Annotated in this window: 11 protein-coding genes and 1 tRNA gene; 9 read left to right on the forward strand and 3 right to left on the reverse strand. The window is 33.6% G+C overall.

The features are described from left to right. Positions 1–23: 23 nt before the first annotated feature. Genes PMOB_RS04445 through PMOB_RS04485 form a run of 9 tightly spaced genes read left to right on the forward strand, consistent with a single transcriptional unit; the run spans position 24 to position 11,848 of the window. Complete coding sequence (locus tag PMOB_RS04445; RefSeq protein ID WP_012208686.1) at positions 24–905, forward strand: VIT1/CCC1 transporter family protein; 882 nt, start codon at positions 24–26, stop codon at positions 903–905. A gap of 31 nt (positions 906–936) precedes the next feature. Continuing rightward, a complete protein-coding gene (locus PMOB_RS04450) occupies positions 937–3,006 on the forward strand; it encodes a methyl-accepting chemotaxis protein (RefSeq protein WP_012208687.1) in 2,070 nt (689 codons plus the stop codon). A 45-nt stretch (positions 3,007–3,051) separates the two neighbouring features. Beyond that, positions 3,052–4,263: a hypothetical protein gene (locus tag PMOB_RS04455; RefSeq protein WP_012208688.1), complete on the forward strand. Its 1,212-nt coding sequence runs from the start codon at positions 3,052–3,054 to the stop codon at positions 4,261–4,263. A gap of 43 nt (positions 4,264–4,306) precedes the next feature. Then, positions 4,307–6,781 (forward strand): preprotein translocase subunit SecA, encoded by a 2,475-nt coding sequence (secA, locus tag PMOB_RS04460; protein ID WP_012208689.1) that lies wholly within the window; start codon positions 4,307–4,309, stop codon positions 6,779–6,781. Between the two features lie 30 nt (positions 6,782–6,811). Further along, positions 6,812–7,912, forward strand: a complete 1,101-nt coding sequence (prfB, locus tag PMOB_RS04465) for a peptide chain release factor 2 (RefSeq protein ID WP_012208690.1) — start codon at positions 6,812–6,814, stop codon at positions 7,910–7,912. Between the two features lie 39 nt (positions 7,913–7,951). Further along, positions 7,952–8,848, forward strand: coding sequence for a 16S rRNA (cytosine(1402)-N(4))-methyltransferase RsmH (rsmH, locus tag PMOB_RS04470; RefSeq protein WP_041534056.1), 897 nt, complete (start codon positions 7,952–7,954; stop codon positions 8,846–8,848). Positions 8,849–8,876: 28 nt separating this feature from the next. Beyond that, complete coding sequence (locus PMOB_RS04475; protein ID WP_012208692.1) at positions 8,877–9,152, forward strand: hypothetical protein; 276 nt, start codon at positions 8,877–8,879, stop codon at positions 9,150–9,152. 7 nt (positions 9,153–9,159) lie between these two features. After that, a complete protein-coding gene (locus PMOB_RS04480; RefSeq protein WP_012208693.1) occupies positions 9,160–10,851 on the forward strand; it encodes a penicillin-binding transpeptidase domain-containing protein in 1,692 nt (563 codons plus the stop codon). A gap of 13 nt (positions 10,852–10,864) precedes the next feature. Next, on the forward strand, positions 10,865–11,848 hold the full coding sequence (locus PMOB_RS04485; protein WP_012208694.1) for a DNA polymerase III subunit delta: 984 nt from the start codon (positions 10,865–10,867) through the stop codon (positions 11,846–11,848). A gap of 6 nt (positions 11,849–11,854) precedes the next feature. Here the strand turns inward: PMOB_RS04485 and PMOB_RS04490 are convergent, their stop codons facing one another. From PMOB_RS04490 to namA, 3 genes are all read right to left on the reverse strand, one after another. Then, the gene (locus PMOB_RS04490) at positions 11,855–13,096 is read right to left on the reverse strand and encodes a GAF domain-containing sensor histidine kinase (protein WP_012208695.1); all 1,242 of its coding nucleotides are present in this window, start codon (positions 13,094–13,096) and stop codon (positions 11,855–11,857) included. Positions 13,097–13,258: 162 nt separating this feature from the next. After that, positions 13,259–13,335 (reverse strand) — tRNA-Asp (locus tag PMOB_RS04495). A gap of 65 nt (positions 13,336–13,400) precedes the next feature. Continuing rightward, on the reverse strand, positions 13,401–14,423 hold the full coding sequence (namA, locus tag PMOB_RS04500) for an NADPH dehydrogenase NamA (protein WP_012208696.1): 1,023 nt from the start codon (positions 14,421–14,423) through the stop codon (positions 13,401–13,403). Positions 14,424–14,467: the final 44 nt, after the last annotated feature.

Raw genomic sequence — 14,467 nt, forward strand, 5'->3', positions numbered from 1 at the left:
AAATTTTAATTGGAGGCCCTAAAATGGAAAACTCAAAAATAGACTCAAAAACAAAAAAACATTTATTAAATTTCCAAAAGGCTGAGTTAACGGAACATATGATTTATAAGAGATTAGCTGATTCTACTAAAGATACTAAAAATAAAAAAGTCCTAGAAAGCATAGCAAACGAAGAGTTAAAACACCACGATTTTTGGAAAAGTTATACGAACGAAGATGTGAAACCAAATTACATAAAAGTCTTGTTCTATTTCATTCTTTCTAAAATACTTGGGTTAACCTTCAGTTTGAAGCTCATGGAAAATGGTGAAGAAAGGGCTCAGATTTCCTATGAGGATATTTCCAGTGTAGTCCCCGAAGCAAAACAAATTGAAGAAGAAGAAGATAAGCATGAACGAGAACTTTTAGGAATGATAGAAGAAGAAAGACTGAATTACGTGGGGTCGATTGTGCTTGGTTTAAACGATGCGTTAGTCGAATTGACTGGTGCATTAGCAGGTTTGACTTTTGCCCTTCAAAACGGAATAATAATAGCTACATCTGGATTAATAACTGGGATAGCCGCATCATTGTCAATGGCGGCATCCGAGTATCTATCAAAAAGAGCCGAAAACGATGAAAGAGCATTAAAATCAGCAGCTTACACAGGAATCGCATATATAATCACGGTATTTTTTTTAATCCTTCCTTATTTGTTAATGCCCAATAATTATTTTTTAAGTTTAATTATAACTTTACTAACAGCTGTTATAATAATATTGATTTTCAATTTTTATATTTCTGTTGCCAAAGATTTAAGCTTCAAAAGTAGATTTCTTGAAATGGCGGGTATAAGTTTGGGTGTTGCAGGATTAACGTTTTTTATAGGTTTCCTAGTTAGAATCACCTTGGGCGTTTCAATTTAATTCGATACATATTTTAAAGGGGGAGTTTGCATTGAAAAGAATCAGTACCAAGATTATTTTATCTTCTGCTTTGTTAGTGATTGCAGTGGTAACCGTTATAAGTCTTGTATCAATTTTCAGATCCACTGCTCTTTTAGAAGAATATTCACTAAACGGAGTGGAAAATTTAACTGCGAGCGTTGCATCTGATCTAGGTTCACAAATAAGTATTATTGAAATAGTAGTGGATAATTATAGCGATTCTGCCTTTTTGGGATTTGATCCTTTTATAGCGAGTTTTTCAAATGCTGAAGTGATAAAGTTTTTAGATAGAGCTAAGGATGTACCCCAAAATTTTTCGCAAAAAATAGAAGGTAATGCAACTTCTTTTATAGTTTTCAATCCAGATATGTTAAGGACAAAAGAATTGTATTCCCTTTACTACATTGAGGGTGAAGATAAAAGTTTAGAAAATGAATATATAAAATTAGACGATACTTTTAACCCAGAAAATAAAAAATATCAGTGGTTTTTTGAAGCAAGAGACAAAGGTGAAGGTGTTTGGACCGATATATACTTTGATGAATATTTACAGACAAATGTAATCACTTATTCTGTTCCTTATTACGATCCAGAAGATGGAACTTTTGTTGGTGTTGCTGGGATGAGTTTTCCCTTGGAATATTTTGCCAACCTCATTCAAGAAGATTTAGGATACCAAAAAGCATATGCGTACTTAGTGGATGATAATTTTAATGTAATTTTCCATCCTCTTTATGACTCTGGAAAGAGTATAGAAGATGAAATAACGGATTACTTAGAAACCATAAGCTCAATTACAGAAGGGACTTTTGTAGAAAGATTAAATGGTGAAGGGTTCTTAACGAGTTATTCTAAGCTATCCAATGGCTGGATTTTGTTCCTAAATTTACCCGAGAGTGAAATATACAGTGAGATAAATAGTTTAACGCTTCTTATAATCCTAATAACCGTTGTGGGAGTTGTTATAGCAATTGTAGTTGCCTACTTTGTTGGAAAAGGTATCTCAAAACCAATAAAAGATTTTTCAAACGTATTATTGAAATTCGGAGAAGGGAATTTGGATGTAGAATTCGAAAGTAAATCCAAAGACGAAGTGGGAGAAATGGCTAAATCGTTTAGTAAGATGCGAGATAACTTAAAAGAAACGATTGAAAGTATAAAAGATGTTTCTGAAAGAGTTGAAACATCTTCAAAGGAATTAAAAGAAGCCTCACAAAAATTCAAAAAGTCGGCAGAAGAAGTTCTCGACGAAGCAAAAAATATAGAGTTAATTTCGGAAGATAGTGCCTCATCTGTCGAAGAGATCACATCCGGTATTGAAGAAATTGCCTCTTCAGCACAAAGTTTATCTTCTGCTGCACAAGAGTTATCCAATTCAGCTGAAATGACACAAAGCCAAGCTAACAAAGGAATGGAAAGTATTCACAATATAGTAAAGAAAATAGAAGTTGGTGTAGAGCAATCCAAAGAAGCAGAAGAAAATGTTTCAAAACTTTTGGAAAAAGCAGAAAATATTGGAAATATTATTCAAACTATAAATTCCATAACTGAACAGACGAATCTGTTAGCACTGAACGCAGCAATAGAAGCAGCAAGAGCGGGAGAAGCGGGAAGAGGATTTGCCGTTGTAGCCGATGAAATAAGAAAATTAGCAGAAGAAAGCGGTAAAGCAACGGACGAAATCGGCAACATTTTAGAGGATCTGAAAAAAAGTACCAACAATGTAAACGACGTAACCAATAAAACCGTAAATACTATTGCAGAAATAAACGATGAAGCCCTCAAGGTTCGAGAACAATTTGAAGGCATATTAAATGAGATAAATGGAATGATTTCAGGGGTGGAAAACGTAACTGCTAGTTCGCAAGAACAAAGTGCAAGTACGCAAGAAATGAGTTCTTCAATGGAAAGAATAGCTAGAACAGTGAATGAAACCAGCGAAAAAATTAAAGAAATTAAGATGTTGATGCAAAATCAGTCTGAAAACGCTGGCTCACTTAGTGAAAGAGCTCAAGAATTAGAAAAACTTTCTCAAAATCTCAATTCAGCCATTTCAAAATTCAAAATAAGTGTTGAATAATAGGGAGGAAATAAAATAAAGAAGTTATCAATTATCCTCATCTTTTTGATTTTAATTGCATTATTCACCTTTGGAGAAACAACGATAGGGATAAAAAGTCCTTTAGCTGTTTATACTGAAATCTATGAAACGGTACCTTTTTATCGATTTGTAAACTCAACTGAAGGGATAGGGCAAGATTATATCAAAGAATTACTTTCAACGACATTAGAATCTACAAATACAAACATTCAAAATTTTTTAAATGCTCCGATGGTATTTTATTCGGATAAAGACTATTCGTTCGGCGAATTATTTAATCCGAACTATTTTAACCTTTTATTTGACCTGATGGTTAATTCGAAAAGTATCGCCATATACTCTACCGAATATGACGTCTTCAATGAGATTTTTACAAAGATTTTTGGTGCTAATAAAGTGAGCAATGATCTATACACCTTAGAAGAAAAAAATTTTGCTATTCAAAAAAATGAAGTGGGTATCTTTTTGAACATGGAACCGACAACCTATGATAACAATTCAAATGCTTTAGTATCGGGGTCTCTAGAAAATGTTTTAAATGAAAATAACCTTTGGGATTTTTACGTTACCGTTGATTCTAGAACCTTAAAGGCAACATTTGAGTCTAAAGATTACAGAGGTGCCCAGAAAAATTTTGATTTGACACTTTTGGAAAACAAGAAATTGTTTGGAGAAGTTTTGAACATACAAAAGTTAGACAAAACCAATTTCCCATCGTATTTTGAAAATTTTTTAACCCCTTTGGACGATGAAAGCAAAAATGTTATAGGATTTATAGTCAATAGTATCAAAGAAGAGGAGTTTATAGCCGTTAGTTCACAAAGTATAAGTAATAATGAGCTTAACTTATTCTTTGAAGCATCGATTGATACTTATAAACTCAGAGAATTTGCAGAAGCAAGAAATATGGAAGAAGGAAATATTGGAACTTACAATTATTATCTTTGGTCTAATCAAAGTGTGGAAAACCAAGTTTACCTTTATTTTATAGAAGATGAATTCATATTTTCAAACGTTTTACCCGATAAGATGAATGTGTATTTGTCAGAAATACAACGATTCAAAAACACTAAATATTATGAAGAAATTGAAAGAAAAGAAAGTCTCAACAGTCTGTTAATTTTAGATATTTCAAATTACTTATCAGTAAATTTTTATAGTTCGTTAGATAGTTGGGTAATAAAGGAAGAATACGATAATAACGGATTGTATACAGTAGAAATAAAAATAAAGTAAAATTAAAGCTTAGAAATTTTGATTCGAAAGGAGTGCATTATTTATGCTTTTTGGACTGATAGACAAGAATAAAAGTTTATTAAAAAAATATTCAAAGATGGCAAATAAAATAAATGAATTAGAAGAAAGTATGAAATCTCTCAGCGACACTGAACTATCTGGAAAGACCTTAGAATATAAAAAAAGGTTACAACAAGGTGAGGGTTTGGACGATATTTTACCCGAAGCCTTTGCTGCTGTAAGAGAAGCCTCACGAAGAACTATAGGCATGCGGCATTTCGATGTCCAGTTAATGGGAGGTATCGCTTTACATGAGGGTAAGATAACGGAGATGAAAACTGGGGAAGGAAAGACTTTAGTTGCAACCCTTCCAATTTATCTAAACGCCTTAACAGGGAAAAATGTTCATCTGGCTACCCATAACGATTATTTGGCTAAAAGAGACGCAAATTGGATGGGACCGATATACGAGTATCTAGGTTTGAGTGTAGGATACATTCAAGCCAACATGGACAAAGAAGATAGAAAAAAAGCATATCAAGCGGATATAACTTACGGAACTGCAAATGAGTTTGGATTTGATTATTTAAGGGACAATTTAGTTTACGAAAATACCGACAAAGTACAAAGAGGCCATTACTTTGCAATAGTTGATGAAGCTGACTCCATTTTGATAGATGAAGCTAGGACACCTTTAATCATTTCGGGTCCTTCGGATACTCCTTCCGAACTTTACAGAAGATTTGCCTCTCTGGCGAAGAAATTTATAGTTGAAAAAGATTACACTATAGATGAAAAACAAAAGACTCTAGCGTTAACAGAAGAAGGAATAAGCAAAGCAGAGAAACTGTTATCTGTCGATAATTTATACGATCCGAGCAACATTAAGTATTTGTTCCATCTTTTGAACGCCTTAAAAGCGATAAATTTTTTCAAAAGAGATAAAGATTACATCGTTCGCGATGGAGAAGTTGTCATCGTTGATGAATTTACAGGAAGATTGTTAGCTGGAAGAAGGTATTCCGAAGGATTGCACCAGGCTATCGAAGCAAAAGAAGGAGTAAAAATCAAAGAAGAGAGTGTAACCTTTGCAACAATAACTTTCCAAAATTATTTTAGAATGTATGAAAAATTATCAGGTATGACTGGAACTGCGAAAACTGAGGAAGATGAATTCAAAGCGATCTACAACACAGAAGTTATTGTTATCCCTACCAACGAACCTGTTATTCGGGAAGACAAAAATGATTTAATTTTTAAAACCGAAAAAGAAAAATATCAAGCAATAATTGATGAGATTGCAAAACGTAATCAAAAAGGACAACCCGTATTGGTGGGAACAACATCCATTGAAAATAGCGAAACCATAAGTGAGATGCTGAAAAAAAGAGGAATAAAACATGAAGTTTTGAATGCCAAATACCACGAAAGGGAAGCAGAAATTATCGCTCAGGCAGGGGAAAAAAATGCCGTTACCATAGCCACGAATATGGCTGGTAGAGGTACCGATATTAAATTGGGAGAAGGGGTCAAAGAGCTTGGAGGGCTTTTTGTTTTAGGTACCGAAAGGCATGAAAGCAGAAGAATAGACAACCAATTGATCGGAAGATCTGGTAGGCAAGGCGATCCCGGCGAATCAAGATTTATTATCTCTTTTGAGGACGACGTTTTACGATTGTTTGGTGGGGAAAGAATGAAAAACATGATGACTGCATTAAAAATAGAAGAAGGTCAGCCCATAGAACATAAAATGCTCAGCAGAGTCATTCGGGATGCTCAAAAGAAAATCGAAGGGATACACTTCTCGATAAGAAAAAGATTGTACGAATTTGACTCTGTAATGGACAAACAAAGATCTGTAATATACAATCATAGGGATTGGATCCTTGAACAAGGTAACTATGATGATCATATAAAAGAGATCTTTATGGATGTTGTGGAAAGAATTGTGGAATCCTCGTGGGATGAAGTGGAAGAAAAATACGATAAAAGTAGTATTTCAGAAAAGTTGAAACAATATTTGATAATTTCTGAAATAAAGGGAAACACTCGTGAGGAAATAGAAAATGAAATTTTTGAGCTACTTTGGAAGAGATATCAATACAAAAAAGAAGAGTTTGGAGAAGATTTTAATAAAGTCGCAAAATTCGTTATGTTAAGAATAATAGACGAGAAATGGAGACACCATTTAGATGCTATTGAAGCGTTAAAAGAAGCTGTCGGATTAAGATCCTATGGTCAAAAAGACCCAGTTATGGAATTTAAAAAAGAATCTTACCTTCTTTTCGATCAGATGGTTGACAGTATATACGATGATATAGTCAGTTATTTAATGAGAATAGCAAAAGTAGTTCCAGAAAAAGAAGAAAGGGAAGCAAAAAAAATATATGCCAGTTTGAACTTTGTACATAACAACGTATCAGCGGTCGATGAATCGAATGATGGTGGAGAAGCTAAAAGTAAAAATACCGCTAAACAAGCCAACAAGATTAAAAAAAGGTATAAAGTTAAGAGATAATAATTGAAACCATTTTTAAGAGGTGATCAGATGATAGAATACGAAACGAAAGTAAAAATAGACGAATTAAAAGAAAATTTTGAAGATTTAAAAGACGTTTTTAATATAGATAAAGTAGAAGAAGAAGTCAAAAAACTCGACAAAGAAATGATGGAACCAAACTTTTGGAACGATCAAAATAGAGCTAAAAAGATCTCCAAAATGGCACAAAATTTAAAAGATGAAATAGATGAATTTAAAAAATTGGAGAACGACTTTGAGGAATTAGAAATAGCTGTTGAATTATCAGAGGATGATCCATCAATGACCGCCCAAGTTGAAGCAATTTTAAAAGTTATTGAAAAAAAGATCGGTTCTTTTCGATTAAGAATGCTTTTATCAGAAGAATACGATGATGCAAATGCATTTCTGAGTCTACATCCGGGTGCGGGAGGAACAGAATCACAGGATTGGGCATCTATGCTATTGAGAATGTACACTCGTTGGGCAGATAAAAATAATTATGACATTGAAACGATAGACTTTCAAGAAGGAGACGAAGCGGGAATAAAAAGTGCAACCATAAAAATTTCAGGCCCCTATGCTTACGGTAAATTAAAATATGAAAGCGGTGTACATCGACTAGTAAGAATTTCTCCATTTGACGCCAATGGAAGAAGGCACACTTCTTTCGCCTCAATATCTGTGATGCCTGAATTTGATGAAAATGTTGAGATAGAAATAAATCCAGACGATCTGAAAATAGACACGTACAGATCAGGTGGAGCAGGTGGACAGCATGTCAATAAAACCGATTCTGCGGTTAGGATTACTCATTTACCAACAGGTATAGTTGTAGCTGTACAAAACGAGCGTTCACAACATCAAAACAAAGCCACTGCTTTAAAAATATTAAAGGCTAAATTATATGAGTTAGAACATCAAAAAAAGTTAGAAGAAAAGTTAAGATTACGTGGTGAGGTAAAAGATATTTCATGGGGAAATCAGATTAGATCATATGTTTTGTATCCATATACCTTAGTTAAAGATCTAAGAACAGAGTATGAAACCTCTAATGCTCAAGCAGTCTTGGATGGAGAAATAGACGAATTCATAGAAGAAGAACTGTTATTCTTTGCGAAATATAAGTAAAAAAATTAATTTGTTTTTCTGCAAAAGAGGTGTATAATAATAGTAAGAAAATACGACGATTTTCATAAAAGTGTAATGGTTGAGGAAGTCTTATCCTATATGATAACCAACAAAGACGGCATTTATGTGGATTGTACCGCAGGCGAAGGTGGACATATAAAAGCTATTTTAGGATACACCAACAATAAAGCTAAGGTAATCGGTGTAGATGTTGACTACGAAGTATTGGAAATCGCAGAAGAAAGGTTAAAGGATTTATCGGATAACGTGGTATTGATTAAATCATCTTATAAAAATATAGATATGGTTTTGAGAGGCTTAGGTATTGACAAAGTTGACGGTTTTTTAATGGATTTAGGAGTTTCTACCTTTCAGTTAAAAGGTGAAAATAGGGGATTTTCTTTTACTAAAGACGAACCTTTAGATATGAGAATGGATGTTCAATCGGAAAAAGATGCAGCATACATAGTCAACAATTATTCACAAGAAGACCTTAGGCGTATCATTTTTGAATATGGAGAAGAAAAAAGGTTTGCTCACAGCATTTCAAAAAGCATTGTAAAAAACAGACCTATAAATACTACACAAGAGTTAGTAGACGCCATTAGAAAAGGGTTACCTGCTTCGCAAGTTCACGAAAGGCACAGACATTTTGCCACCAAAACTTTCCAAGCCCTCAGAATAGAAGTTAATGAAGAATTAAAAAACATCGAAGAAACCCTTTCTAAATTTGAAAGCTTTTTAAAGGTAAAGGCAAGGGTAGCTGTAATAACTTTTCATTCTCTGGAAGACAGGATCGTTAAAAATTTTTTCAAAAATAATGAAAGATATAATTTTCTTACTCCCAAACCTATTTTACCTACGCAAGAAGAAATAAAACACAATCCAAGAAGTAGAAGTGCAAAATTGAGAGTGGTTGAGTATTTAGGGGCTTAAAGAATGATAAGAGTTAGGGGGAGTTTTTATGGAAAGAAATGTGTACGCAAAAAGCAAAGCGATAGAAAAGACTAAATCTAAAGTCAAATCTCTCGATATTGTTATAATCATTTTAGTTTTTTTAGCATTTTTAACCGTTAGCATTTGGCTTACCATCTTTCTTAACTTTGGCAAAAATATTGAAAATTATAAATCCATAATAGACCAATCTCAGATGGAACTTAATAATATGGAATCACAGATATCTGCCTTAGATAACCAAATCGACAGATACATAGAGATCTTAAATATCATGGAGAAATAATGGAGCCATGAAACACAAATGGTTAATTTTCACCTTCCTTTTTCTTTCAGGATATGTTTTTCTGATTATCCTCACTTTTGTGTATAATAACCCTTTGGCAAAGGACTTTAAAGAATTTTCAACTTCATTAGAAAATAACAAATATTCAGAACTTGTTGATTCCAATGGCAATATGATTGTATATAACCAACAAAAATATGAAGCTTGGATCGATTTAGGCTTTATGAGATTACAAAACGACTTTAAAAAAAATAAATATATACTGAATCAAAGGTTTAGTGATGAACAAATAGAAAACGTAAAATTTTTAAAATGGGGCACTTATGATACTTATGAAGAAGCGTATATAGATCTCGGAATTTTAAACAAATACTCAAGAATATATCCTGTTACCCAACGTGTTTACAATGAATTATTTTCTCTTGATTTACTAGTTGGAAAAGCAAATGAAACCTCCTATGGAATCGAACCTTTTTTATTAGATAATGCGATTTTAAACAGTCAAAAAACGATAAGTTTAAGTATAGATTTGAAGATGCAACAAATTGCATATGAAGAACTTCTAAATACTGTAAAAAAAGAATCCGCAGAAGGCGGAATTATTGTCGTTATGGAGAGTAAAACAGGTAAAATTAAATCGAGTGTTTCACTTTATCCCTGGAATATTGCTTATATGGGGTATATAGAACCGGGTTCCACACTTAAACCATTATTAATTTCTACAGCACTAGATGAACATATAATTAATCCTAATGATAAATTTTATTCAGGATACGAATACTACCCTACAGGCAAAAAAAACTTCAAGGTGACCGAATCTCAAGGTTATGGAATGGGAGAAATCGGGCTCAAAGAAACTCTAACATATTCCTCAAATATTGCGATAGCGCAGATGATGGAAAAAATCCTCGAAGAATTTTCTAATCAATGGCTCTATCAAAAACTTTTAACCTATGGTTTTGGGAAAAAAACGGGGGTAGAATTCAAAGGAGAAATCAATGGGGTAGTGCCTTATCCAGATGATTGGTATGAAATAACTCCTTTTCAGATTGCTCTGGGGCAAGGGATAGGGATCACACCAATACAGTTAGTATCAGCTTTTAACATAATTCCCAATGGTGGTACGTATTTACAACCAACTTTTTTAGAAGAAAAGGAAATCTCAGAAAGACAAGTTATATCTGAACCTATCGCTAATATGGTGAAAGAGTGGTTGAGTTATACAGTCATAGAAGGAACCGCCCAAAAAGCCTATAAGGAAGGTTTAAGAATAGGAGGGAAAACCGGTACTGCCCAAAAGGCGGAGAGTGGCATAGGATACGTTGAAGGTAGCTATTATTCATTGTTTGTTGGCTTTTATCCAGTTGTTGATCCCATATATACTGCTGTAGTTATAATAGATAATCCTAAAGAAGAATTTTACGGTGGAGAAGTAGCTGCACCTGTATTAACCAACATTTTTTATAGATATGCCAAAGAAAGTAACATACTCCAAGATCAAAAAGTTTTTTATCAAGATATTATGCCTGATTTGACTGGTTATCCTATAACTGAAGCTTACAACGTCCTGTTGAACTTAGGAATAAAAGAAAAAAACGTAATAATCACTGGTAATGGCGACACTGTTGTTTCACAATCTATTCCACCAGATAAATTCCTAAAAGATCACGAAATCATTCAACTTCACACAATCGATTGAAGGAGAGTTGACTTTGCAAAAAATATTAATTTTGGGAAATTCAACTATTCAAAAAAGAATCAGAATCGAAGAAATTATCGAAAAATTCCCAAATGCTGAAATAGTTACGTTATCGCCAGGAAATTATGTAGATGAAGAGATCAACAATATTTTCACCATGGGAAATATCTTTTTCACAAACAGAATCATAATAATTTCAGATTTTGATTCTTTCAAAATTCCCTATCAAGAAAAGATATCTACATTACTGAAACATTATGAAAAAGCCTTTGAAGGCACACTCATTTTGGATATTCAAAAAGAAAATAAATATCTAAAAGAAATAAATTTCGATAAAAAAATAGAGGCAATGATTCCTCCCCCATGGAAAGATGAACTGTGGATAGAAATGCTTAAGGATTTTGCAAGCAAGTTAAACAAACATTTAGGTGATGAAACCGCTGAGAAAATAATACAATTTGTGGGGAAAAATGAGGATTTGTTGTATGAGGAAGTTAAGAAGCTTTCTATATACTCCGATGCGGAGATTATATCCCTAAAAGACGTTGAAGATGTTTCTACTTATTTTTCTACTGCTAATTATGAAGAACTTTGCTATGATTTAGTAACAAAGAAATTATCAAATTCACTAATAAAACTGCATTCTATTGTAAAATCTTCTTCATTCTCCCCAATTGCTCTAGCAAATTATTTATATAAGTACTTTTTGGATCTATATTCGGTAATATTAAATGGAGAAAGAAAGGCCAATTACAATTGGTCTGAAGTCATGAAAATCAGCAAAGATAGCATGGTTTCACAACAACGAGTAGCTTCCTTCTTAGGATTCAATTTTAAAAACGACAAAGTAAAAAAAATCAACGTTGAGAAACTCTACTCCCCTACTTCTATAGAAAAAATAATAATAGATATAGAAGAATTGGATAGATCCTTAAAAACAGGTGGTGAACCAAAAGTACTCTTCCCAAAATTATTTGAAGAAATATGTTCAGCGTAACTATTATTAACACTTATCTACAATACCACTTATTGATTGGGGTATTTTTATCAGGAATGTAGTCCCTTTGCCTATTTTTGATTTTACCTCTACACTTCCTTTGAGCATTTCAAGATTCTTTTTTACTATTGCTAGACCTAATCCACTTCCAGGTTTATCTTTAGAAACTCTAAAAAATGGCCTAAATATGTCTTTTAATTTATCTTCTGGAATCCCAGATCCCGTATCTTTTACCTCGATTAGAAAATGTTTTGTATGACTTTCGTAACCTACACGGATATCTATTGAACCTTCTGTGGTGTATTTCATTGCGTTCCCTATTACGTTTACAAGGACTTGATTTAATTTAGTCTCATCTGTTTCAATATCTACTGGTATATCAACGGGAAAATCAAGATTTATTTCAACATCAGGGGATGCTGTCGGCTCTAACATCGATAAAACCTCATATAATAACTTTTTTAAATTTAATTTTTCTAAATTCAATCTCTTCTCTCTATTTAATTTGTTGAAAGTTGAAATATCGTCTAAGAGTGAGTTCATGTGTTTAGCAGAAAATAGTATCTTTCTTATGATACTTTTTATCTCATCTTTTTTTAAATCCTCATTGTTCAATATTGTTTCGGCAAATCCTATAATTGAAGTCAAAGGTGTTCTCAATTCATGACTAATAAAACTCAAATAATTAGAATTTGTTTCTACTGTTTCTTTTTCTGAATCCCGTAGGATTTTCAAAGTCAAAAATATAGATGCTAAATTACTGAACATTCTAAGCATTTTTTTTGAATTATCATCGAAAGAGTCAACATGGTAGCTGTCAATATATATATGCCCAATTACATTGTCTTTATTTTTTAAAGCTGAAATCAAAGTCACCATTTGATTAGTTTCTTTGTGTAATTTTTTACTGATTTTGTACAAATCGGTTTCAGGGGAATTGTAATCCAAAATATTTTGAACCTCTATTAAATCTTTATCCATATGGTTACTCACATATGATTCGTTGAAGGGAACAACCATTTCTTTAATTAAATCTTCATCGTAACCAATTCCAACTATGGCTTCATATAATGCTCCCCTAATTAACCAAATAGAACCGTATTCTGCTTCGGGTATGATCTTTATAGCAATTTTTAAAAGCTTTGTTAGAAAATCATTCTCACTTTCGTCCCAATTTATTTCCTGCAAAAGATCTACCATTTCTTGAAAAGTTTCCATAAAAGATTCTTTATCTATTTCTTTTTGCATTTTAGTATAATCCCCCCCCATTAATTTTGTAAATCTTCTGTCACTTCTATTGTATCACAAATTAAACAAATAGAGTATTAATTGTTCAAAAATAACAATATGCCCTAAACTTTAAAAATAACTTAAAAAAAGGCGAACGTTTAACGTTCGCCTTTTTAAAATTGGCGGGGACGACGGGACTCGAACCCGCGGCCACCGGTGTGACAGACCGGCATGATAACCAGCTTCACCACGTCCCCATCTTCTGCTCAATTATTTTATCACAAAATTTTTACTTTGTAAAGCCCCCACAAAAAACACTTTTTTATGTATATCTTCCTCTGAAATACTGCCTTGCTATAATATCTCTATCCTTAAGCTCATGGGCTGCATATACTGGCCAGTAAGGCTGCCTCAAAAGCACTCTCCCCAGTGCAACCATATCCGCCCTTTCGTTCCCTATTATCTCTTCCGCCATTTCTGGACTGGTTATTAAACCCACAGCCACAGATGGTACCCCTGTTTCTCTTTTTACAGCTTCTGCATAAATTATCTGATAGCCTGGATAAAAATCTATTCTCGGTGATAAGAGACCACCCGAACTGCAATCCACAATATCTACAAGGTCTTTCACAAGTTTTACTATCTCTATCGTTTCTTTTATGTCGATGCCTCCGTCCACAAAGTCAGTGGCGGATATACGCATAAAAACCGGCATATCATCGGGTATATTTTTCTTTACCTCAATTAATACGTCCCGCAAAAATCTTACTCTGTTCTCTATTTTGCCTCCATATTCATCACTTCTTTTGTTAGAAAGTGGTGATAAAAATTCATGAATGAGATAACCATGAGCTGCGTGGACTTCTACAGTGTCATATCCAACTTTAACGGCTCTTGCCGCCGCAGTACCAAAAGCTCTAATTATATCTTTAATCTCATTTTTAGTAAGCTCTGATGGAATGGGATATTCGTCACTCCACTTAATACTCGAAGGAGCAACAACCTTTTCGTTTTTCACCTTACACTTTCTCCCTGCATGGGCTAACTGAACACCGATTTTGCCTCCTACAGAATGCACAAAATCTACCATTTTTTTCAGAGGCTCGATTTGACTATCATCCCACAACCCTAAATCATTGCCAGTAATTCTACCTCGCCTTTCCACGGCTGTAGCCTCTTGCATGATAAGGCCTACACCTCCCACTGCCCTCGTACCATAATGGACAAAGTGCCAGTCGGTTGGCTTGCCGTCATCACCAGCAGAATACATGCACATGGGCGACATCATGATACGATTGTTAACTTCAAGGTCCTTTAGTTTAAATGGAGTGAAAAGTTTCCTCATACCAACACCTCTGCATATATTATTTGCCTTTTTGTATCTTTTTA

Origin of the sequence: Petrotoga mobilis SJ95 (genome assembly GCF_000018605.1) — a bacterium.
GTDB classification, from domain to species: domain Bacteria; phylum Thermotogota; class Thermotogae; order Petrotogales; family Petrotogaceae; genus Petrotoga; species Petrotoga mobilis.

Excerpts from the sequence above, each read along its gene's own strand:
- PMOB_RS04445 (WP_012208686.1), top strand. The coding sequence starts at position 24 with ATGGAAAACTCAAAAATAGACTCAAAAACAAAAAAACATTTATTAAAT.
- secA (WP_012208689.1), top strand. The coding sequence starts at position 4,307 with ATGCTTTTTGGACTGATAGACAAGAATAAAAGTTTATTAAAAAAATAT.
- prfB (WP_012208690.1), top strand. The coding sequence starts at position 6,812 with ATGATAGAATACGAAACGAAAGTAAAAATAGACGAATTAAAAGAAAAT.
- PMOB_RS04475 (WP_012208692.1), top strand. The coding sequence starts at position 8,877 with ATGGAAAGAAATGTGTACGCAAAAAGCAAAGCGATAGAAAAGACTAAA.
- PMOB_RS04480 (WP_012208693.1), top strand. The coding sequence starts at position 9,160 with ATGAAACACAAATGGTTAATTTTCACCTTCCTTTTTCTTTCAGGATAT.
- PMOB_RS04490 (WP_012208695.1), bottom strand. The coding sequence starts at position 13,096 with ATGCAAAAAGAAATAGATAAAGAATCTTTTATGGAAACTTTTCAAGAA.
- namA (WP_012208696.1), bottom strand. The coding sequence starts at position 14,423 with ATGAGGAAACTTTTCACTCCATTTAAACTAAAGGACCTTGAAGTTAAC.